This window comes from Nocardia sp. NPDC023852, from assembly GCF_040639505.1.
Lineage (GTDB): Bacteria > Actinomycetota > Actinomycetes > Mycobacteriales > Mycobacteriaceae > Nocardia.
The window spans coordinates 833,617-857,262 of the sequence record NZ_JBFAAB010000002.1 but is presented as its reverse complement, the minus strand read 5'-3'; the positions used below and the strand labels follow the sequence as shown (position 1 = coordinate 857,262).

Below are 23,646 nucleotides of genomic sequence, written 5' to 3'. Positions count from 1 at the left end.
CCCCTCGAACACACCATCGCCACCTCATTCGCCGACGTACTCGGAACCAACACCATCGGCCTCGACGACTCCTTCTTCACCCTCGGCGGCGACAGCATCATGTCGATCCAATTGGTGACTCGGGCCAGGGCAGCGGGTGTGGTGTTCTCCGCGCGCGAGGTGTTCGAGCGGAAAACGGTTGCCGGGCTGGCCCAGATCGCCGTCCGCGACGACAGCGCCGCGGCGACCCCACTTCTCCCGGAACTGCCTGGCGGAGGTGTGGGGCCGATACCGCTGACGCCGATCATGCGATGGCTGCTCGAGCGTGCGGAGTCGGAGTTCGGCCGCTTCTCGCAGGCAGTGATGCTGGGGCTGCCGGCGGGGATCGACCGGCAGAGGCTGGCGGCCACGGTCCAGGCAGTGCTCGATCGGCACGACATGCTGCGCGCGCGGCTGCGCCCGGCCGCCGATGGGACCTGGATGTGGGAGGCCCCGCCGGTCGGGATGATTCGAGCCGACGACGTCATCCACCGGGTGGCGATGGATGACAGGCCGGGAAGCGTCGAGTTCCATGCGTCGGCGGCGGCAGAGCTGGATGCCGCCGCGGACCGGCTCGATCCGGGCGCCGGGATCGTGGTGCAGGTGGTCTGGTTCGATCCGGTGGACACGGCGGAGCCGGGCCGGGTGCTGGTGCTGGTGCATCATTCGTCGATCGACGGGGTGTCCTGGCGGGTGCTGGTGCCGGATCTCGCGGTCGCCTGGGCGCGGATACAGTCCGGCCAGACACCTGATCTGGCCCCGGTCGGGACGTCGATGCGCCGGTGGGCGCACGGGCTGGTCGAGGCAGCCCAACGCCCGGAGCGGACCGCCGAGCTCGAATTGTGGCAAACGATGGCCGTCGGAGACGATCCGGTGATCGGGTCGCGGCCGCTGGACCCCGCGATCGACGTGACTGCCACCGCCCGCACGGTCGAGGTCGAAGTTTCCCCCGAGGTAACCGAGGCACTGCTGAGAACAGTTCCCGAGCTTTTCCACGGCAGTGTGGGTGACGGGCTGCTGGCCGCGCTAGCGGTGGCGGTGACGAAGTGGCAGGGCGAGCATGCGATGGAGGCTTCCGGCGGCCCCCGCGAGCACGTGGTGATCGGCCTCGAAGGGCACGGCCGTGAGGAAGACGCCGTCCCCGGCTCGGATTTGACCCGGACAGTCGGCTGGTTCTCCACGGGTTTTCCGATGCGCCTGGATCTTTCGGGGATCGATCTCGAGGACGCGTGCGCGGGTGGGCCGGCTATCGGGGCAGCGGTCAAGTCCGTCAAGGAACAGCTCCTCGCTGTCCCGGACCATGGGATCGGCTACGGCTTGTTGCGGTATCTCAACGAGGAAACCCGACCGATACTCGCGAAGCTGCCGAAGCCGCAGATCGGATTCAACTACCTCGGTCGCGTTTCCGCAGGGATTCCCGAAGGGATGCCGGCGGTCGGGTGGATGCCGGCGGACGACGACGGCGACTTCGCTGGTGACAAGCTCGCCGGTGCGCAGAATCCCGATATGCCGGTGTCGGCGGTGCTCGACATCTCTGCCCTCACCCGCGAGGAAGGGGGCCGGCCGCGGTTGCGGGCAATCTGGTCGTATCCCGCGGGGGTGCTCACGGATGATGAGGTGCGCGAGGCGGCGGAGTCGTGGTGCCGGGTGTTGACCGCGTTGGCGGCACATACCCGCCGCCCCGGAGCGGGAGGACGGACGCCGTCGGATCTGGATCTGGTGAGGCTCGGCCAGCGCGAGATCGAGCGACTCGAGGACAGGTATCCGGCGCTGAGCGACGTCTGGCCGTTGACTCCGTTGCAGAAAGGTTTGCTATTCCATGCGCTGGTGTCCGAGGAATCGGTGGACGCCTACTCGGTTCAGCTGGTCCTCGAGCTCCATGGGCAGGTCGACTCGGACCGGCTGCGCCGAGCCGGGCAGGTGCTTCTGGACCGGCATGCGAATCTGCGCACCGCATTCGTCACCGACGCCGGCGCCGGACTGGTGCAAGTGGTCTGCGAAGACATCGCAGCTCCCTGGTCGGCGCCCGACCTGTCCGGGCTGGATGAGGATGCGCGGAATCGCGAGTGGGATCGCCTGATGGCCGCGGACCGCACGACCCGGTTCGACCCGGCTCGTGCCCCGCTGCTGCGCTGGATGCTGGTCACCATGGGGCCGCAGCACTACCGGCTGGTGCTGACCAATCATCACCTGCTGCTGGACGGCTGGTCGACGCCGCTGCTGGTAAAAGAGTTGCTGGTGCTCTATGCCACCGACAGCGACGCCGCGCTGCTGCCCCGAATCCGTCCCTATCGGGACTTCTTGGCGTGGATCACCGGGCAGGACCCGGCTGCGTCGCTCGACACCTGGGCCCGCGCGTTCGACGGTGCCGACGAACCGACTCTGGTAGCTCCGGCCGATCACGGCCGCCGATACACCGAATCACGTGAAGTAATCGGCGAACTGACCGAGGAACAGACCGCGACCCTGGCAGACCTCGCACGGGCGCGTGGAATCACCCTCAACACGGTGATCCAGATGGCATGGGCGATCGTGCTGGGCACGTTGACGTCCCGGGAAGATGTCACGTTCGGCGCAATGGTCTCCGGGCGGCCCCCACAGATCGCGGGCATCGAATCGATGATCGGGCTGTTCGTCAACACGCTGCCGGTGCGTGTCCGTCTCGACACGACCGAGAGCCTGGGGCAGCTGCTCGACCGGATCCAGGCGGAGCAAGCCGCGCTACTCGATCACCACTACGTGGGGCTGACCGACATCGAGCGGGTGGCCGGGCCTGGGGCGATGTTCGACACGATGACAGTGTTCGAGTCCTATCCGGTCGATCGTGGTGGACTGACCGCGGACACCGACATCGCTGGCATGCGGGTGGTCGATGTGACCGGCGCCGACGCCGCGCACTACCCGCTGGGAGTGGTTGCCCGTGTCGACACGCGGCTGCACCTCAAAATCAAGTACCTGCCCGAACTCTTCGACCACGACACGATAGAGGCGACCCTGCACAGGGTCCTGCGCGTGATCGGTGTCGTTGCCGCCGACCCGGATCTGCCGCTGGCTCGGCTGAATCTCCTCTCCCCGGCCGAATACCGGGAGTTGACGCCGGTGTGGGGCGATCCGGCTGTGCCGGGGCAGGTATTGGCGGAGTTGTTGACGGCGACGGCGGAGCGGAATCCGGGGGCGATCGCGGTGGTCTGCGGGGATCGGCGGTGGACGTACGGCGAGCTGGATGCGGAGTCGAATCGGTTGGCACGATTGCTGATCGGCCGGGGCGTGGGTCCGGAGGCGAGTGTCGCGGTGGGGTTGCCGCGGTCGGTCGAGTCGGTGCTGGCGGTGTGGGCGGTGGCGAAGTCGGGGGCAGCGTTCGTACCGTTGGACCCACAGTATTCGGCCGACCGCGTCGAGCACATGCTCACGGATTCGGGTGTGGCGGTGGGAATCACACTGTCGGAGTGGCGGGATCGGCTGCCTGGGTCGGTGCCGTGGTTGGTCCTCGACGAGACCGCCGTCGAAGCGGCGGTTGCGGGGTTGCCGACGATGCCGGTGACCGATGCGGAGCGAATACGGCCGGTGCGGCTCGACCATGCGGCGTACGTGATCTACACGTCCGGCTCGACCGGTGTGCCGAAAGGCGTCGTGGTGTCGCACCGGGGATTGGCGAATCTGGTGGCCGAAAACCGTTCACGGTTCGGCGTCGGACCGGGCGCGCGGGTGCTGCACTTCGCGTCGCCGAGTTTCGATGCGGCGGTCCTGGAATGCCTGTGCGCGTTCGCATCGGGTGGCCGGCTGGTGATAGTGCCGCCGACCGTCTACGGTGGGCCCGAGCTGGCGCAGATTCTGTTGCGGGAGAAGGTGACCCACGCCGCGCTGACGCCCACGGCCTTAGGGACGGTCGATCCGGCCGGGCTGGAGAACCTCGGGACCGTCGCGATGGGTGGCGAGGTGCCTCCGCCCGAACTGGTGTCGCGGTGGGCGCCCGGCAGGCGATTGTTCAACTCCTACGGTCCGGCGGAGGCCACGATCGAGACCGATGCCAGTGCGCCGATGGCCGCAGGTGAGGCGGTGACGATCGGCGGACCGATCCGCGGGGTCGGGCAAGTCGTGCTCGACACGCGGATGCGGACGGTGCCGGTTGGGGTCGTAGGGGAGTTGTATCTGACGGGTCCAGGTCTGGCTCGCGGTTACCGCAACCGGATGGGTCTGACAGCGTCGCGGTTCGTCGCCGCCCCGTTCGCCGACCCGGGGCAACGCATGTATCGAACGGGTGACCTGGTGCGGTGGCGGCGGCTACCGGAGGGGAGTCTGACGCTCGACTATGTGGGCAGGGCGGATTTCCAGGTCAAGGTTCGTGGTTTCCGCATCGAACTCGGCGAGGTCGAATCGGGTCTGCTGGCCTACCCGGGTGTGGCCCGTGCGGCGGCGACCGTGCACCAAGGCTCCGCCGGCAACCGGTTGATCGGGTATGTGGTGCCCGAGCCCGGCGCAGACCTCGAGACGGCTGCGGTCCTCGCGTTCGCCGGGGAGCGGTTTGCCCCGCACATGGTGCCCGCGACCGTGATGGTGCTCGATGCGCTGCCGGTGACGGCGAACGGAAAGCTCGACCGCGCCGCGCTACCCGAGCCGGACTTCACCGCGGGCCGAGCCGAATTCCGGGCGCCGGTCACCGAGGTGGAGCGTGTGCTGGCTGGACTGTTCGCGGAGGTACTCGGACTCGACGAAGTGGGAGTGGAGGATTCGTTCTTCGCCTTGGGCGGTGACAGCATCATGTCGATCCAGTTGGTGACGCGGGCCAGGGCGGCGGGTGTGGTGTTCTCCGCGCGCGAAGTGTTCGAGCGGAAAACGGTTGCCGGGCTGGCCCGGATCGCCGTCCGCGACAGCACCGCGATCTCTCTTCCGACGGAACTGCCTGGCGGCGGTGTGGGGCCGATATCGCTGACGCCGATCATGTGTTGGATGTTCGAGCGCGGCGGATTCGACCATTTCTGCCAGTGGGTGCTGCTTACTCTGCCGACCGGCATCGATGCCACCGGAATCGATGCCACCGTCCAAGCGGTGATCGATCACCACGACATGCTGCGGGCCCGACTACACCCCGATCCCACGCATCCATCGGGCTGGGCGCTACAGGTGCAGCCGACCGGACAATCCGCCGCCGGACTGATCCGGCGCGTGTCGGTGGATGTGGAACCGGACAGCAGCGCCTTCGCCGCGATCGCCGACGCCGAGGCGAACGCGGCAGCCGAGCGCCTCGAGCCCGCCGCGGGAATCATGCTGCAACTGGTCTGGTTCGACTGGCCAGGACAGCCGGGACGGCTGCTCGTCGTCGCGCATCACCTGGTAACCGACGGCGTGTCGTGGCGGATCCTTGTTCCCGACCTCGCTGTGGCATGGGCTCAGGTGAGTGCGGGGCAACGGCCGCGGCTCGCGCCGATCGGGACCTCGATGCGACGGTGGGCGCATGCTCTGAACACCGCCGCCGCGAGCCTCGACGAACTCGATTGGTGGCGCTCCACGCTCGACGCCGCCGATCCACCGATCGGTGCCCGCTCCATCGACCCGGCCGTGGATCTCAACACCACCGTCGCCTCTGTCGAGGTGACGCTACCTACCACCGTGACCCAGGCCGTACTGACCACCCTGCCCCGGGCGTTCCACGGCAACGTGGGCGACGCCCTCATCGCTGGGCTCGCCTTGGCGCTGACTCCGTGGCGGCGCCGCCATGGTCACACCATCGAGGAGACACTGCTCACCCTCGAAAGCCATGGCCGCCACGACGTGGTGCTCCCCGGTGCCGACCTCACCCGCACCGTCGGATGGTTCACCACCACCTATCCCGTGCGGCTCGACCTGTCCGATATAGACATCGACGACGCTTTCGCCGCTGGGACGGCCGCGGGGAAGGTCATCAAATCGATCAAGGAACAACTCCGACAGGTCCCCGACAATGGAATCGGCTATGGGTTACTGCGCTACCTCAACGCCGATACGGCCCGTATCCTGCGAGCGCTGCCCGACCCGCAAGTGAGCTTCAACTATCTCGGTCGGTTCGACACCATCCCCGCGATGTTGCGCGACAGTGGGTGGATGCCCGCCGGCGACCACACGGGCGGCGGCGTCCAGAACCCAGACACACCCGTGGCAGCCGTGCTGGGCATCAATGCGGTCACCATGGACACATCGGACGGCCCTACTCTTACGGGTGTCTGGGACTATCCGACCGGTCTGCTCACCTCTGCCGAGGTCACCGAACTCGCGGAATTGTGGCGCGAGGCGGTGACTGCTCTGGCTGCCCATGCGTCCCGGCCCGGAATCGGTGGGCTGACACCCTCCGACGTCGACCTCGTCGATCTCGACCAGGACACGATCGACCGGCTCGAGTCCCGAAACCCGACAGTGGACGATATTTGGCCGCTCACGCCGTTGCAGACAGGGTTGCTCTTCCACGCGCAGCTCGCCGACGGCACCCTCGATGCCTACATAGTGCAACTCTGTATGGAGCTCGGCGGTCGCGTCGACGCGGACCGGCTGCGCCGCGCCGCGCAGGCTCTGGTCGGACGGCACCCGAACCTGCGGACCGCGTTCGTGCGCGACGGCGCCGGCGAAGCGGTGCAGGTGGTGCATCAGCGCGTCGAGGTGCCGTTCATCCGGATAGATCTGGCCGAGCGTGACGACACCGCGGCCGCGCTCGAACAGCTCATGGACACCGACCACCGCACCGGGTTCGACGTGACCGCGGCGCCGCTGCTACGACTGACACTGATCAGGACCGCCCCTCACCAGCATCGACTGCTGTTGAGCATGCATCACATCCTGATCGACGGCTGGTCCACCCCACTGCTGATCCGGGAACTGCTGACCCTCTACGCCAGCGACAGCGACCCCACGGCGCTGGCCCCAGTGCGTCCCTACCGCGATTACCTGGCGTGGCTGAACCGGCAAGACCAGGATGCGGCGGAGGCCGCATGGGCGCGGGCACTCGAGGGCATAACGGAGCCGACTCTGCTGGCGCCTGCGGACCGCGGCCGCCAGTACACCACCGCCGCGCGTGAAGTCCGGGTGCGGCTCAGCGAATACCGCACTGCGGCCCTTGTCACGGTGGCCCACCGGCAAGAGACAACTCTCAACACCCTCATCGAAGCCGCCTGGGCGATCGTGCTCGCCACCGTGACGGCCCGTGAGGACGTGGTTTTCGGCACCACCGTCTCCGGGCGCCCCCCACAGATCTCCGGCATCGAATCGATGATCGGGCTGTTCGTCAACACCGTGCCCGTGCGGGTCCGACTCGACCACCGCGAAACCCTCGCCCAACTGCTGCAGCGAATCCAAACAGAGCAAGCCACGCTGCTCGACTACCACTACCTGGGTCTCGCGCAGATACAACAGATGGCTGGTCCGGGCGCGATGTTCGACACCGTCACGGTGTTCGAGTCCTACCCGATCGACTCGACTGGCCTGTCCGAAGACACCGACATCGCAGGAATGCATGTCCTCGGCGTGCACGGACGCGACGCCGCGCACTATCCGCTCGGCCTGATCATCCACCAGGACACCCAACTGCACCTGATCTTCAAATACCTGCCAGACCTGTTCACACAGCACCAGATCGACGCCATTGCCGACCGAGTGCTGCGAGTGCTCGACACCATCGCCGAACACATCGACCTGCCCCTTACCCGACTACAGCTGCTATCGCCGGTCGAGCGAGCCGTGCTGGTACCCGTTCGCGGGCGGCCGAGTGCGGTGATGTCGGTGTTGCCGCAGGTGTTGACGGCCGCGATGACGCCGGACACAGAAGCGGTGGTCTGTCACGGCGTGCGACTGTCCTACCGCGAACTCGAGGAAACCTCGAACCGGTGGGCACGGGTACTGATCAACACTGGGATAGGACCGGAATCGTTCGTTGCCGTGGCGTTGCCGCGCTCCATCGAGGCCGTGATCGCCGTATGGGCGGTCGCCAAGGCCGGCGGTGCGTTCGTTCAGATCGACCCCACCCATCCACACGACCGGATCACGAGCATTCTGACCGATTCGGGCGCCGCTGTCGGGCTGACCCTCGGGACCCACCGAGGCCGGCTCCTGGACACCACCCGATGGTTAGTCCTCGACGACCCCTCCTTCGCCGCGGCCACAGCGTCGGCGTCCCCCACTGCGGTCACCGATTCGGACCGAACAACCACGCTACGACCACAGCACCCGGCCTACCTGATCTACACGTCGGGCTCTACCGGGACCCCCAAAGGGGTCGTGGTCACCCACACCGGGATAGCGAACCTGGCCGCCGACATACGGGAACGGTTCGGCCTCACTCCGACCTCCCGAATGCTGGCCGCCGCCGCACCGAGCTTCGACGTCTCGATCCTCGAATGGCTCAGCGCCGCCGCCGCTGGAGCCACACTGATCGTCGCCCCCGCACCAGTAGCCGCCGGCGCCGAGCTGGCCGAGTTGATCAACGCTGAACATGTCACCCATGCCGCGATGACCCCGACGGTGCTCGCATCCATGCACCCCGACGAACTCGTCCACGCCCTCGACACACTGATCCTCGGCGGCGAGACATGCCCACCAGACCTGGCACGACAATGGACACCAGGCCGCACAGTGATCAACTCCTATGGGGCTACCGAAACCACGATCATGAGCTGCGCCGACACTCCCCTGACCACGATCACAGACAGCCCGATGGCTATCGGCGGCCCGGTCCGCGGATTCACCGCCTTCGTACTCGACCGCAGACTGCGCCCTGTCCCACCCGGAGTAGTCGGCGAACTATATCTCTCCGGACCTGGCCTCGCCCGCAGCTATCACGAGCAACCTATAGCGACTGCAGCCCGATTCATCCCCGACCCCTACGGCCCCGCCGGGACACGAATGTATCGCACCGGCGACTTGGTCGCCTGGATCGCCGACCGAACACTGCGATACGAAGGCCGCAGCGACCGACAAATCAAGATCCAGGGCAATCGCGTCGAACCCGGCGAGATCGAAACCGCGCTACGCAGCTACCCGGACGTCACCCACGCAGCAGTCACAGTCCACACCCGACCCAACGGCACCGACCAACTCACCGGCTACGTCGTGCCCACCCCGCACACCACACCCGATACCACCGCACTGATCACCCACCTCGCGACCCGACTACCCACCCACATGATCCCGTCCTCGATCATGGTGCTGGACCGAATCCCCCGCACCGCCACCGGCAAACTCGACTACAAAGCCCTGCCCAGCCCCGACGAGCGCCCCTCCCCGTTCCGGTCGCCGTCCACCCCATTGGAGGCCACCGTCTGCGACGCCTTCACCCAGACGCTCGGCATCGAACGAATCGGCGTCGACGACGGCTTCTTCACCCTCGGCGGCAACTCGTTGGCCGCCACCCAATTGGTGGTGCGGTTGGAGGAGTCGACCGGTGTCACTGTGCCCGTTCACTGGGTCTTCACCGATCCGACACCGCAATCTCTGGCCCGCCGCATCGAGACTCGCCTCCGCGGCCTCGAAGAACAGGACTCTGGCGACGCGCTCGCCGTCATGCTGCCTCTGCGCGCCGCAGGCACCGAACCGCCACTTTTCTGCATCCACCCAGCCGTCGGATTGGCTTGGGGCTTCAGCGGACTCGTGCAGCACCTCGATCCCGACCGTCCCGTCCACGGGCTGCAATCCCCAGCGTTGACCGACCCCACCGTGCGGTTCGACACGCTCGACCAACTCGCCGCCCGCTATGTGCGGGAGATCCGGTCCGTCCAGCCGCACGGCCCCTACCACTTGCTCGGCTACTCGCTCGGCGGCACCATCGCACACGCGATCGCCGTCCAACTCCGCAGCGACGGCGACTCCGTCGCCACCCTGGCCATGATGGACACCCGCGTCGCCACCGCCCGCGGCAACCACGCTCCCACACCCACCATCGGAGAGTTCGTGGAGATGCTTGCCGAGTTCGGCGGCCTCGCCGTTCCACAGGGCCCCGCCGACGTCACCATCAAGGCCGCAGCCGAGTCGCTGCACCAGCGAGGCGGACCTTTCACCGCCGTGACCCCCGAGCATCTCGTGATCGTGCACCGCGACTACACCCGACTCGTCGACCTCACCTGGAACCACCGGCTGAAGATCTTCGACGGTGACCTGATCTACTTCAGCGCCGCCACCGACCACACAGACGACGGCCCCTCTCCGGCTCTCGCGTGGAACGACTACATCACCGGCCGTATCACCGAACACCACGTTTCCGCCCGGCACGAACGGATGACCGACCCCGACGCGCTACGCGCAATCGGACTCGTCCTCACCGAGCACTTCCGCAACACCCTTACCACCTCACCGAAGCCAGCCACCTCAGCAAGGACAAGCTGAATCATGAACATCGACCGAATCGTTGGGACTCGATCCGGTGTCGAGCTGACCAACCTGTTCGATCCCGATTCGGCAACCGGTGTCGCCGAGCACCGCCGTGCTGCCGAACTACGGCGGTGGGCTCGCGAATACCTGTGCCGACCCCACCCAGACCTCGGCCGACACGGCCCCGTCTGCCCCTACACCAGCCGTGCCATCGCACGCCGATACCTGTGGGCCGCATTCTTCGATGGTCGCGACATCGACATCCGGCGCATAACCGCGATCGTCCAGGACGTGTACGACCTGCTCCCCGCCCTGCCACCCCGGGACCCACCCGATTCTGTGTTCAAAGCCGTCCTCGCGGTCTTTCCCGACCTCACCGAATACGCCGAGCTAGACACTGTTCAACAAGACCAGAAAACCCGGTTCGTCGACAAAGGACTGATGCTGGGCCAATTCTATCCGGGTTGCACCACGCCCGGACTGCACAACCCGGCGTTCCCGGCGCTCGACGCGCCCCTGCCCATCCTCGCCGTACGCCACATGGCCCCCACAGACTTCCCATTCCTCAATTCTCGCCACGAATGGATCGACACCTACTTCAAAATCTTTGCCCCCACGATCCCCGCATTCATCACCACAGCCATGTCCGACAAACTCGTAGAAACACATCCCGAAAGGGTCTCCTCCGAGGTCAGGTCCGGCCCTCACGACCGAGCCGATTTCGGCGACAGCAGCGTCCGCGAGGTCGAGGATCGATCCCGCGCGGAGGCCGACGGACTGTGAACACTGATACGTTGCGAATCGCTGCGAAACGCGGTGTCCTAACATCGCGATGGTGATCACAGTCGCCACTTGGAACGTTCTGCATCGTGTTCATGCCGAGAATTGGTATGAGGACGTGGCGACTCGATGGCCGGACGAGGGCGCGCGGATCGCCGCGATCACCGCGCGGGTGGCAGAACGGACCGAGCAGGTCATCGCGCTGCAGGAAGTCAGCGGGGATCAGTTGGCCGGCCTGCGCCTGGCATTGCCGGGCCGGACCTTTCACGCCCTGCGGTATCAACGCCTTCCGACCCCGCGCCGTGTACCGAGTTCCCTGCTCGACGGCGGTGAATACCTCGTGGTGCTCACCGAAGAACCGAGCAGGGAACTGGCAGCCGAGTCGTTCGCGCAGGACCCAGGCAAGGGCGCGCTCGTCGTCGACGCCGCCGGGCTGGTCGTGATCGCCACCCATGTGACCGGCGACCGGCGACGCGCCACCCAACTTGCCCGACTGACCGAATTAGCGAGCACCACAATCGAACACGCCACCGTTCTGCTCGGCGACTTCAACACCGACCGCGGTTCCGTCGCCGCCGGTCTCGGCGACGGCTTCGCCGTCGCCGAGAGCGTTCCCGGCGGACTCCCGACCCGCCCGCGGGAGTCCGGGGCAAAGTCTCAGCACATCGATCACGTAGCCGTCCGCGGCGCCCACATCACCGATCTGACCGTCGACGACATGGGCGGGGTATCGGACCACAACCTCGTCCACGCGGCCGTCACCATGTGAATCGCCCGCCATCGAGCAGACCACAGCGGCGCACACGGCGCACTCGGTAGGCTGACCGCGATATGAGCGTTGAACCGCCCCCGGCCCACACGGTCTCCCTCGGCATGATCAGCCTCCCTGCCGGGGCCATCGTGCTGCGCGACGAAAGCAAGAAGACGACTCGACGAGTCGAGGTGGCCGCGTTCGACCTGGCGCCCCACCCCGTGACCCACGAGCTCTTCGCCGCGCTGAGCGGCGCGGCGCCGACGAACGCCTCGGCCACCCTCGCCCCGGCGACCGATGTCTCGTGGACCGAGGCCGTCCGGTTCTGCAACCTCCTGTCCGACGCCGCCGGGCTCACCCGCTGCTACACGATCGGCGCCGACCTCGACGCGCGAGATGTGGTCTGCGACCAGGCAGCCGAGGGCTACCGCCTCCCCTCCGAGGCCGAATGGGAATATGCCTGTCGTGCGGGCACTTCCGCTGTGCGATATGGAGATCTCGACGAAATCGCCTGGTACCGAGAGAATTCCGGTGGCGTTGTGCATCACGTGGCCACCAAAGCGCCGAACGCGTGGGGGCTCTACGACATGATCGGCAATGTCTGGGAATGGTGCTGGGATGTCTACGATCCTGAGGTCTACGGTCCGTACCGGGTGTTCCGCGGCGGCGGCGCGTTCGACCTACCCCACAGCTGCCGTGCCTCGTGCCGTCGTAAAAGTCACCCGACCTTCCGCATCGACGACCTCGGGTTCCGTCTGGCCCGAAGCCGTCTCGAGCGATAGCAGCATGCCGCCACGGTCGGAACGGTGACGAATCGGCCATCCGGCCTCGGGCAGTACACGCTGCGATCGTCCCTAGCCGGGAAACATAGTCGCACATTCGATCCGGTGCGGCCGGCTACTACGACAGCAAGTAGTATGGACCGGTGCGAAATCCGATCGACGTGGCGGCGCGGCTGCGCGGCGCGTTCGTCGGATCAGCGTCCGGTGCCGTGGGCATCGCCGCGCACGCCCTGGGCGGCGGAGCGATCTCCCCTGGCGCGCCCTCGACCGCATTGCTGATCGCCGCATGTATCGCGGTGGGGGTGCTGGTTGCTGCCCGACCGAACCGGCACGGGCCCGGCGAGATCATGACGATGCTGGCGATCGGGCAGACCGTCGCGCACATCGCACTGACCCTGTCCGCCGGACATCAGCACGACGCGAGCACGCCGACGGTGATGCTCGGTGCCCACCTCGCGGCCGTGCCGGTCGGCGCGCTGCTCATCCGCGCCGCCGAGCACACGGTGCTGCGGGCGGCGTCCGACATGCGACGCACGGTGCGCATCCTGTCCGATGGTCCCGCCGCGTCCCTCCGAGTCCGCTCGCCCGCGATCGGCAGCCCTCGCCCCGGTCCGCGGCGCCTGCTGGCCTGTTCGGGCTTCGGCCTACGTGGCCCACCAACCCGGGGCTGACCTTCTTTCTATCGTCCGCGAACACCAGTTGCCATTGCCGCACAGAACTTTTCAGTAGTGCAGGCTAGGCGTGGATCGCTCCGCCGCGGATCGACTATGCCCGGCTCGGACCGCGTCCGCGTTGTTCGGGTGCGGAGGTCGAACGGCCACCATGCCGCGGGAAACCACGTTGGTAGGGAACGCTTCACTTCACCTCCGCGCCGGGCAGCACACCCGGACGCCACAAAACTCGGGGTCCGCGGATTCGTCCTCGGACAGCAATTCGGTCGGCACCCGAGCGCTCTTCCGTGGATCTCGTGCGCGGCGGAGTTCGCGACATCTCCGCAGAACAGCGAACCGGCACGACTCCCGGCGTGCACGCCGTCAGGCCGGCGCACGCCGAACGACCCGAAGGAACGTCCGGGGTCCGAGGAGCCGGAAGAGACTCGGACCACTATCCGGACACGGCCCTCGCAACGGAACCAACAAACCTCACACCATCGGAGCTTGCATGCGTATCAGCACTTTTCCATCGCCCCGCACCTCTCGCGTCCTGCGCTGCGCGGCAGCCGCCGCAGCGGTGCCCTTCCTCCTGGTCGCCTGCTCGTCGAATGACAAGCCGGATTCCGCGAAATCCGCGGACGCCGTGACCATCACCGACCAGTGGGTCAAGGCGGCCGACAGCGGAATGTCCGCGGCCTTCGGCGATCTGAGCAATAGCAGCGATACACCGCGCACGGTGGTGTCGGCATCGAGCCCGGCGTCCAGCCGCATCGAGCTGCACGAGGTGGTCGCCGACGCGAACGGGACAAAAGCAATGCGCCCCAAGCCGGACGGCTTCGTGATCCCCGCGCACGGGACGACCCGACTGCGGCCAGGCGGCGATCACATCATGTTCATGGGCTTGAACGGACCGCTGCGCACGGGATCCGAAACGCCGGTCACACTCACCTTCGATGACGGCTCGACCACGACGTTCTCCGCCCAGGTGCGCGACTTCTCCGGCAACCAGGAGAACTACGTGCCCGACCACGCGAGCGGCGAGCACGGCACCGGAGCGCAGACCCCCGCGCACAGTGGCTGATCAGACCGGCCCGCGACCCGCACGGATCAACCGGCGGCGTCTGTTCGGCGGCGGTGCCGCCGCGGGCATCGGGCTGGGCGCGGTCGCGCTGACCGGACGGCGCGAATCCGGAACGCCACAGACGACGGTGCCGTTCTACGGACGGCACCAGGCGGGCGTCGCCACCGCCCCACAGTCGAATGCGACCTTCGTCGCGTTCGATCTGAGATCAGGTACGGACCGCGATGACCTCATCGGCGTGCTGAAGATCTGGACCGAGGACGCCGCCAGACTGACCCAGGGGCGCCCCGCGCTCGCGGATACCGAACCCGAGCTCGCGCGGCGCTCGGCTCGGCTGACGGTCACGCTGGGACTCGGTCCCGCAGTGTTCACCGTCGCTGACCTCGAGCACCGCAGGCCGTCCTGGTTGCGCGCGTTGCCGCCGTTCGACATCGATCGGCTCGAATCAGCCTGGACCGGCGGCGACCTGCTGCTGCAGGTCTGCGCCGACGAGGCGACCACGGTGTCCCACGCGGTGCGTGTGCTGTGCCGGAGCGTGTCCTCGCTGGTCACCGTGCGATGGATGCAGCGCGGGTTCCGCGACGCCGCCCCGGGAACGACGACGCGCAATCTGATGGGTCAGATCGACGGCACGGTGAATCTCGCGCCCGATACCCCTGATTTCGGCCGCCTGGTGTGGGACGACGGCGATGTACAGCCGTGGTTGGCGGGCGGCACTTCGTGTGTGCTGCGGCGGATCGCGATGGCACTGGACACCTGGGACGAAATCGACCGAGAAGGACGCGAACTCACCATTGGACGCGCCCTCGCCAACGGTGCGCCCTTGACAGGGACAGACGAGTTCGACGAGCCGGATTTCGCGGCCGCCGACGCGACCGGCATCCCGATCATCCCGCCGTCCTCGCACATCGCACGTGCCCATCACGCACACGACGGCGAACGATTCCTGCGACGGGGCTACAACTACGACGACACACCGGCTCCCGGCCGGACCTCGAACTCGGGTCTGCTCTTCGCCGCCTATCAACGCGATGTGGACGCCCAATTCCTCCCGGTCCAGCGCCGCCTCGCGGAGTTCGACGCGCTCAACGTGTGGACAACACCGATCGGGTCCGCGGTGTTCGTCCTGCCGCCCGGGGTGTCGGCGCCGGGAAGCTACCTCGGGCAGCCGCTGTTCGACTCGTGACGCGCGTTCGGTGCCGACCGTGCGAGCAGGCCTCAGCGGCGGATCACCCCACTGTTCCCACGAGGGGGAACATTCGGCCGAGAGCCGGGGCGCGCTCGAGGCAACCTGTAAAACAGGTCCGGCTGGACATCCTCGACGGTGCCCGACGAACCTGTCCTTATGCAGAAGGGAGGCAGTTGTCCCATGATCGACTGGATATCTCTTCGGTCCTCGTCGGAATCATGGTGCCTACAACAATGATCGCCAGCCCTCCATTTTCGAACCGCCCTGGCTTCGCCGCGAAACCCCTTCGCGATGGACCTGCGGCCGCCCGAGCCAACACCGAGCCGCCCATCGACACCGCGGGCCGGCAGCACAGCTATCCCATTGAGTGTGCTGATTTCGGTCGCGCGCGTTACCACCGCCCCGAGGCGCCGATGAGGCGGCGCAAGTTCGACCGTTATATATCCGTTACGCCACAAATACATTGAGCCGACAACTAACGGGACGTTTGATGGTGTACCAATAAGGCGTAACCTAGATGCAACCTGGGATCCAGGGTGCGGAGTGAAGACGTATGCAACTGTTCATGAGGCTTGAACCGGACTCCAGCCCACGCAGCTCGACCGCATGGGACATGGACTGGTCCCTGCGGGCCGCAGTGGAGCGATGCCGCGTCTGGGCCCGTGCCACCCGGCGACGACGCGTCACCGTCCGCCTCCTGATCACCTTGCTGTTCCTCCTGGTGGCCTCGACCGTCGCCAGCGGTGCGGCCAGCGGGCGCACCGACACCGCCACCTCGGCTGGGAGCAGATCCTCGATCGACGGGCTCTCCTGGACCGGCATCAAGGACTCGTCCGGAGTTCCGTTGTCGAACTACATATTCGCTACCCAACCCAGCCTTTTCAACCTCAAAGGCAACGGGGTGTCGATTGTGCTGGGGCTGCTCTTCGCGATCTTCATGGTCTTGGTGATCTGTGCCATCTGGATGGCCCTTTTCGTGGCGGATTTCGGTTGGCTGACGTGGCTCGGCAAACCGTTTACCGCGGTCGCCGACGGCCTCACGGGTACGTTGGCCACCCCACTCGTGTTGGTCGTGTCGGTCACGATCGGCGGGATCTTCGTAGCGGTGTTCATTCTGCGAGGGCACCCCGCCAAAGCCGTAGTGCAGGTCTCGGTCATGTTTTTCGTTGCCTTGTCCGGCGCCACATATCTTGCGCATCCGATGGCCGATGTGTTGTCGTCGGATGGCCTGCTGGCCCAAGGGCGCGATGTCGGGATAGCGGTCGCCGCGGGAGTGAACGGCCAGTCGACTCCGAATCCGAAATCAATAGTCGAGGGGTTCAGCACTACCTTGGCCGACAATTTCGGGCGGCATCCGGTGCAGGTATGGAATCTCGGCCGGGTCGTCGACGATTCGCCCGGCTGCCGTGCGGCATGGTCATCGGCGGTCCTGGCAGGGAGCGAATCACAGCTTGCGGAAGGTATGCGGCGGTGCGGCGACACCGCAGCCCAAGACCGAATCGAGAACCCCACTTTCGGACAGGTCGGTACCGGCCTGGTGTTGTTGATCTTCGGGGCAATTCTTCTGCTGTTCCTGTCCTACCTCTCGATCAAGATCTTCCTCGCCGCACTCTCGTCGATATTCCATGCCATCCTGGCCATTTTCGGTTTCGCCGCCGGCGGATTCATATACGGTCCCACTCAGGCGTTCTTGGTCCGCAACCTCGTCGGCATGGTCGGCGATGCCTTTTCGCTGATTGTTCTGTTCGCATTCGAAGGTGCCTACATCCTTGTGCTGGACAGCATTTTCCGGTCGGCGCCCGAGAACGGTATTGCGGTGATCTTCGTCGGTGGCATAGTGCTTATCGCGGGTTTTGTGCTGTTGCGCCGTCTCGATCTCAACCTGATCGGTGGCCAGAGCCGGATGGCCGAAAAGATACGCGCGGTGCTCGAGGGCAGGCCGGTCCCGACCTTCCAAGGTGACACAACAGGACACGATTCCCTTCGCTACGGGCTGTCACCGGGTCACGTGCTCGGAAAGTCACTGAGTTTCCTCGCGGAGGCAAACGCAAACCCCATAACCTCTTGGATGCTCCGTCGCCAGAACCCATTGAACTACTGGTCGAAGGAAGCACAGGACATGAACCAAAAGAGTTACGAACTGCTGCATGGAAGGGTGCCAGGAGGGACTGAAGGAAGCCTTCAGGGCCGCGCAAGCCTGTTGGCGCGTGAGTACGATGCGGCCGTCCAAGACGCAACAGACATCGGAGATTTCCCAGGCTTCAACGCGCGCTCGGCCGCCGCGGCAATGACCAGGGTGCAAGACCTCGGAGGCAGCCGTGCCGACGGAATGAGCGCTATGGCGGCCTTCAGTGCCAACCACGCTTCTGGGGGTTGGACCAGGGAACAGATCCGACGTGCAGGCCGCGCAGCCACCCAAGTAGACGCAGCTGCCGAGGACAACCCGGCAATGTACAACCCCTTGGCAAGGGCCGCCGCCGCGTTGGACCTCGCCAGTATCAACGGGCGTGGTGCCGACGGCAGAGCCTTTGCCTACCGCGCTCGAGCTGCAGAAGAGGCAGCCCTGTTCGCCCTCCGCACCCGCCCCCCCGGGAACCCCGCGCGCACGTGGAACACCAGTAGCCCCCGGGACCACAACGAGAGACTGGTCGCCGCAGTGATGCGGGACTACGGCACGTACGAGGAATTCGTGAACGCTGTGGGCGCGCTCGGCCAGCACCCTGGCACCGGCGCACGCCGCCCGATTACCAGAGAAGATGCCGTCCGAGCCTTTGCCATTGCCGACGAGGACACCCGCCTCCACATCGGGAACATGAGCGCGGTGAATGTGAGCCAACATGCGGCACGATTCTTCGATCACCCGCGCGACGACAATATTTTGAGAGGCGCAATGGCACACAAGGCGAGGGCCATGAATATCGATCGACTGCTATCCGGCACCAATATAGGCCCGTGGACCAACTAGTATCCTCCGACAGTTAGGTGATCGCTAGGTGGCAACATCACGCATCGATCACATTGCGGGCTGATCATCCGCATCGCCACCACATCGGCCGACCGCTCATCGAGGATATGAAACAGCTCGTCCTGACCTTCTTCCCCAAGTAGGTGTCCCGAGAGGTGCCGAGTAGAACAACGCCATCGGCTTGAAGTACGTCGAGGGCTCGTTCGGTCTCGACAGCGGACGCAGTGACGTCGGGCAGCGGGACGGTGGCAAAATCCGAACCGGCCGGAATCCGAACTCCTATCCTGCTGTGTTTCGATTCACCGTGGCTGGGTATCCGGCGAAACGCCACTTGGCTATCGAGCGGATCCATCCGGAACCAGCCTCGAAGCCGCTGTTCGGCCCGATTGAGCCAGGGCAACCACTCGAGCAGTCCGGAGCCTGGGCCGAGGGGGCCTTCGAGCTTCATATCGCGGCGTCGATGCGCTGCGTGCGGCCCCGCACCGCACCACCCGATCAAGAAGGCATCGTGGCTGAAACCAACCCTTTCAAAGCATCCTCCGCCGATTCGTCATCGAAGTCTTATGACACCTCGTCCTCCACCGCGGGCCGGATTGCCCAGAACAGTGTTTTCGAGCGATTTGCCCGCGCAGGCTTCGTCGTCAGTGGCATCGTCCACGGGATCATTGGTTACATAGCTATTCGCATCGCCATCGGCGGCGGAGGTGGCATCGCCGACCAGTCCGGCGCTATGGCCGAATTGGCCGGCAAACCGGGCGGCGTCGTCGCGTTGTGGGTGGGCGTCGTCGCGTTCGTTCTGATGGCACTGTGGCGGCTCGCCGAAACTGCGTTCGGCAGCTCATCCGAACCCGACGCCGACAGCAAGAAGTCCGAAGCCACCCGTCGCGGCAAGGCCTTTTCACTCTCGGTGGTCTATTTCGCTTTCGCTTTCTCCGCGTTCGAATTCGCTCGCGGCAGCGGCGAGCCCAGCGGCGGCGAGAGTGCCGGGCTCACCGCACGCATGCTGCAAACCACCGCAGGCACGGTCACACTCGTCGTCAGCGGGCTGATCATCATCGCGGTCGGCGGCTACCACGTACACAAAGGAGCCAGCCAGAACTTTCTCGATGACATCGAGGGCACCAACAGTGTCCTCGTGCGACGGCTTGGCACGGTCGGATATATCGCGAAGGGGTTGGCCATTGCCGCGGTCGGCTTGCTGGTGATCCTCGCCACGAGCCGATCCGAGCCGGACAAGGCCACCGGACTCGACGGCGCCTTGAAAACCCTCGGGGCTCAACCTTACGGGGCGACTCTGCTCGTCGCGGCCGGACTGGGCATCATCTCCTACGGCCTCTACAGCTTCGTCATGGCCCGATACGCCAAGATGTAAGCGCCGCGGGTAATTCGCATATCTCGAACTCACTCCCCTGACGGAGCGATAGGGGTTGCTCAACGGCACCGATCAGTCGGTTGGGCCAGAGTTGGTCGGCGTCGCCAGCGGTGAGCGGTAATCGCGTGCGGTTATCCAGAGACGGCGAGACGCTGTTCCTTGCCGGAAGCGGGGCGGTTCCGTGATGCCTTCCCGCTCGATCAGCGTCAATCAGCGGGCCGGCACGCCGCTGGTTCACGCGTTACTCGGAAACCCCAGGTCGATCTGGCTTTCAGAGGCGTCCGGCCAGCGAGTCGTGACGACCTTGCTGCGCGTATAGAAGTGGATGCTCTCGGGACCGTAGATGTGCGAGTCGCCAAACAGCGACTTCTTCCAGCCACCGAAGGAGTAGGCGCCAACCGGCACCGGAATCGGCACGTTGACGCCGACCATGCCGACCTCGATGTCGAATTCGAACTCGCGGGCGGACTTGCCATCTCGGGTAAAGATCGCGACACCGTTGCCGTAGAGGTTGGCGTTGGTGAGCTCGACGGCTTCCTCGTAGGTGCCGACCCGGACCACCGACAGGACGGGACCGAAGATCTCGTCGTCGTACACCTTCATGCCGGGCCGGACGTTGTCGATCAGGCTCACCCCGATGAAGAAGCCGTCGGAGTCGAAGACCTGCTCGCGTCCGTCCACGACGACGGTGGCGCCTTCGGCGGCCGCCCCGGCGACATAGGACGCAACCCGGTCCCTGGCCTCTTTACTGATCAGCGGACCCATCTCGGAGTTCGGGTCGGTGCCCGGGCCGATGCGGAGTGCGCCGAGCCGCTCGGTGACCTTACCTATCAAGGTGTCGGCGATATCGCCGACCGCCACCAGCACCGACACCGCCATGCAACGCTCACCGGCGGATCCATAGGCCGCGGAGACGGCGGCATCGGCCGCGGCGTCGAGGTCGGCGTCGGGCATGACCACCATGTGGTTCTTCGCCCCGCCCAGAGCCTGCACCCGCTTGCCGTTGCTGCTTGCACGCTGGTAGATCGCTTCGGCGATCGGTGTCGAACCGACGAAACTCACCGCGGCGACCTCTTTGTCGTCGATCAGCGCGTCGACAGCTTCCTTGTCGCCGTGAACCACATTGAGTACACCGTCGGGAAGACCTGCCGCACTGAATAATTCGGCAATGAATACCGACGCGGACGGGTCCTTCTCGCTCGGCTTGAGGATGACGGTATTGCCACAGGCGATCGCCGAGGAGACCATCCACAGCGGCACCATAGCCGGAAAATTGAACGGCGTGATGCACGCGACCACGCCCACAGGCTGCTTGACCTGATGAACATCGATTCCGCGCGATATCTGCTCGGAATGCTCACCTTTCAGCAGATGTATCAACCCAGCGACGAACTCGACGTTCTCCATGCCGCGCGCGATCTCCCCCGCGGCATCGTCGAGCACCTTGCCGTGTTCAGCAGTGATGATGCGGGCCAACTCCCCCCGCCGCTCCGTCAGCAGGTGCCGGAGCCGGAAGAAGACATCCGTTCGGCGGGCAAGACTGGTTGCCCGCCAGGATGATCGGGCACTCTTGGCGATCTGGACGGCGTCGGCGACCTCGGCGGCCGACGCCAATCCCACCTCGGCGGTCACCGCTCCGGTGGCCGGGTCGAAGACCGGACCGGAGCGAACACTGGAATCGACGCGTTTGCCGTTGATGTAGTGCGGAATTCGAATCATGCTCGGTGCCTTTCGGATTAAATTCAGCCGACGGTCGGGTCGATGTGCTTGATGATCAGCGAGCAGTCGCGGCCGCCGAGTCCGGTGCCGACGAGTTCCTGGAGTTGGGCGGCGACGATGGTCGCGGTGGGCAACGGGGTGTTGGTCGACTCCCCGGCCCGCAACGCGAGGCCGATGTCCTTATTAGCCAGGTCTGCGGTAAAGGTGGGCGCGAATCCATTGTTGGCAGCAGAGGTTTCGACGATACCGGGAACCGGATACCAGGTGCGCAGCGCCCACGAATCAGCGGAGGAGACCGAAGCCACGTTCCAGAACACCTTCGGATCCAGGCCGAGGCGCTCGGCGAGCACCGCACCCTCGGAGCAGGCCGCGAGGTTGATCAGCAACATCATGTTGTTGCAGATCTTCGCGGCCTGACCGGACGTGGCCCGGCCGGTGCGAATGATATTGCCGCTCATCGCGTCGATGATTCCGGCGGCCGCGTCCACGGCGTCCGGCTCGCCACCGATCATGAAGGTCAGATTGCCCAGCGCGGCCCCGCTGGTACCACCGGACACCGGCGCATCCACGAATCGGAAGCCACGCTCGCGGGCGGAGGAGTGCAGTAGCGCGGCCGAATCCATATCGATGGTCGAGCTGTCGACCAGTAGGGTCGAGGCCGCGGCATGCGCGAAAACGCCGTCCGCGCCCTGATACACGGCGAGGACGTGTTCACCCTTGGGCAGCATGGTGAACACGACGTCCACCCCGCGCACGGCCTCGGCGATCGACGCGACGGGATTGACTCCGTGTGCCGCGGCCGAGTCGAGCGCTTCGGGGTTCACGTCGTAGCCGTGGACTGTATGCCCGTTCTTGATGAGATTCGCCGTCATCGGGGTGCCCATATGCCCGAGACCGATCCACGCGACTGTTGCCACCGCGGTGCTCCATCCTGATTCGAAGTGGAATTCTGACGTGATACGAGCCACGCTATGGACCAATTCAGTGAAGATCAATGCAGTTCAACGCCCAGTTTTGCAGTAACATGCTGCAAATTTGCAGGCGATGTGGTGAGGTTGCGCCATGTCCGTCGCACGCAGCGCCCCGGCCACCGGCCAACCCAGTCCCGACGATCTGCTGGTACTGCTGGCGGTGGCCCGGCTCGGCAAATTCTCGGCCGCGGCCGACGCACTCGGAGTGAACTCGACGACCGCGTCGCGGCGAATCGCCGCACTCGAGAAGATCATCGGTGGGCGGGTGCTGGTGCGCGGGTCCGGAGGCTGGGAGTTGACCGAACTCGGACGCGGCGCACTGGTGGTGGCCGAGGAAATCGAGAAGTCGCTGCAGCAACTGGCGACCCCGCTGCAGACGCGACGCGAGGGCGTCGGCGGACTCGTGCGCATCGCCGCTTCGGACGGGTTCGCCGCACATTTCGCGGTGCCCGCGTTGGCGCGGCTGCAGGAAACCTATCCCCGATTGTCGATCGAGCTGATCAGCGCCACGCGGCGCGTCCAGCAGAACAGGTCCGGCGTCGACCTCGAGATCGTCGTCGGGCGGCCGAACGTCCACCGAGCGATCGCCCGCCATCTCACCGACTACTACCTCGGTCTCTACGCGAGCGATGACTACCTCGGTCGCCACGGTAATCCGGGCAGCCTTGCCGACTTGGCCGACCATCGCCTCGTCTACTACATCGAATCCGCGCTGCAGATCGACGAACTGGATCTGGCCGCGAAATTGCTGCCGCATCCGATGACCAGCATGCGTTCGACCAGTGTCTTCGCCCATGTCGAGGCGACCGTCGCGGCGACCGGTGTCGGTATCCTGCCGGTCTATCTAGCCGACCGACGCCCGCAGTTGCGCAGGCTGTTACCGGCCGAATTCAACCAGCGCATCTCGTACTGGACGGTGGCGCGGGAGGAAGCGCTGCGCAGCAATGCCGTCCGAGCGGTGCTGGAGGCGCTGCGAGTGGAGGTCCGCGCCCGCGGCGGTGAATTACAGGGCGGCAGCTGACCGTGCTCCCACACATCCCTC

12 protein-coding genes are annotated in these 23,646 nt (G+C 65.9%); 10 read left to right on the top strand and 2 right to left on the bottom strand.

Features of this window, described 5'->3' with window-relative positions; all coding sequences use genetic code 11:
• Positions 1–15 precede the first annotated feature (15 nt).
• From AB0H00_RS07545 to AB0H00_RS07505, 9 genes are all read left to right on the top strand, one after another.
• Positions 16–10,356, top strand: a complete 10,341-nt coding sequence (locus AB0H00_RS07545) for an amino acid adenylation domain-containing protein (protein ID WP_357262468.1) — start codon at positions 16–18, stop codon at positions 10,354–10,356.
• Between the two features lie 3 nt (positions 10,357–10,359).
• Positions 10,360–11,124 (top strand): DUF6875 domain-containing protein, encoded by a 765-nt coding sequence (locus AB0H00_RS07540; RefSeq protein WP_357262301.1) that lies wholly within the window; start codon positions 10,360–10,362, stop codon positions 11,122–11,124.
• Between the two features lie 49 nt (positions 11,125–11,173).
• Complete coding sequence (locus tag AB0H00_RS07535) at positions 11,174–11,890, top strand: endonuclease/exonuclease/phosphatase family protein (RefSeq protein ID WP_357262298.1); 717 nt, start codon at positions 11,174–11,176, stop codon at positions 11,888–11,890.
• Positions 11,891–11,994: 104 nt separating this feature from the next.
• Positions 11,995–12,654: an SUMF1/EgtB/PvdO family nonheme iron enzyme gene (locus tag AB0H00_RS07530; RefSeq protein ID WP_357262465.1), complete on the top strand. Its 660-nt coding sequence runs from the start codon at positions 11,995–11,997 to the stop codon at positions 12,652–12,654.
• Positions 12,655–12,797: 143 nt separating this feature from the next.
• On the top strand, positions 12,798–13,325 hold the full coding sequence (locus AB0H00_RS07525) for a hypothetical protein (RefSeq protein ID WP_357262295.1): 528 nt from the start codon (positions 12,798–12,800) through the stop codon (positions 13,323–13,325).
• A 490-nt stretch (positions 13,326–13,815) separates the two neighbouring features.
• The gene (locus AB0H00_RS07520) at positions 13,816–14,388 is read left to right on the top strand and encodes a copper chaperone PCu(A)C (protein ID WP_357262292.1); all 573 of its coding nucleotides are present in this window, start codon (positions 13,816–13,818) and stop codon (positions 14,386–14,388) included.
• Positions 14,381–15,574, top strand: coding sequence for a Dyp-type peroxidase (locus AB0H00_RS07515; protein WP_357262289.1), 1,194 nt, complete (start codon positions 14,381–14,383; stop codon positions 15,572–15,574). Before AB0H00_RS07520 ends, AB0H00_RS07515 begins: the two co-directional genes overlap by 8 nt.
• Positions 15,575–16,142: 568 nt before the next feature.
• The gene (locus AB0H00_RS07510; protein WP_357262286.1) at positions 16,143–18,542 is read left to right on the top strand and encodes a hypothetical protein; all 2,400 of its coding nucleotides are present in this window, start codon (positions 16,143–16,145) and stop codon (positions 18,540–18,542) included.
• 508 nt (positions 18,543–19,050) lie between these two features.
• Positions 19,051–19,914 carry a DUF1206 domain-containing protein gene (locus AB0H00_RS07505; RefSeq protein ID WP_357262283.1) on the top strand — a complete coding sequence of 288 codons (864 nt, stop codon included), beginning with the start codon at positions 19,051–19,053 and terminating at the stop codon, positions 19,912–19,914.
• Between the two features lie 234 nt (positions 19,915–20,148).
• Here the strand turns inward: AB0H00_RS07505 and AB0H00_RS07500 are convergent, their stop codons facing one another.
• Positions 20,149–21,633: a CoA-acylating methylmalonate-semialdehyde dehydrogenase gene (locus AB0H00_RS07500; RefSeq protein WP_357262280.1), complete on the bottom strand. Its 1,485-nt coding sequence runs from the start codon at positions 21,631–21,633 to the stop codon at positions 20,149–20,151.
• Between the two features lie 23 nt (positions 21,634–21,656).
• Complete coding sequence (mmsB, locus tag AB0H00_RS07495) at positions 21,657–22,550, bottom strand: 3-hydroxyisobutyrate dehydrogenase (protein ID WP_357262277.1); 894 nt, start codon at positions 22,548–22,550, stop codon at positions 21,657–21,659.
• A gap of 145 nt (positions 22,551–22,695) precedes the next feature.
• Between mmsB and AB0H00_RS07490 the strand changes: the two genes are divergently transcribed.
• Positions 22,696–23,625, top strand: a complete 930-nt coding sequence (locus tag AB0H00_RS07490; protein WP_357262273.1) for a LysR family transcriptional regulator — start codon at positions 22,696–22,698, stop codon at positions 23,623–23,625.
• The last annotated feature ends 21 nt before the right edge of the window (positions 23,626–23,646 follow it).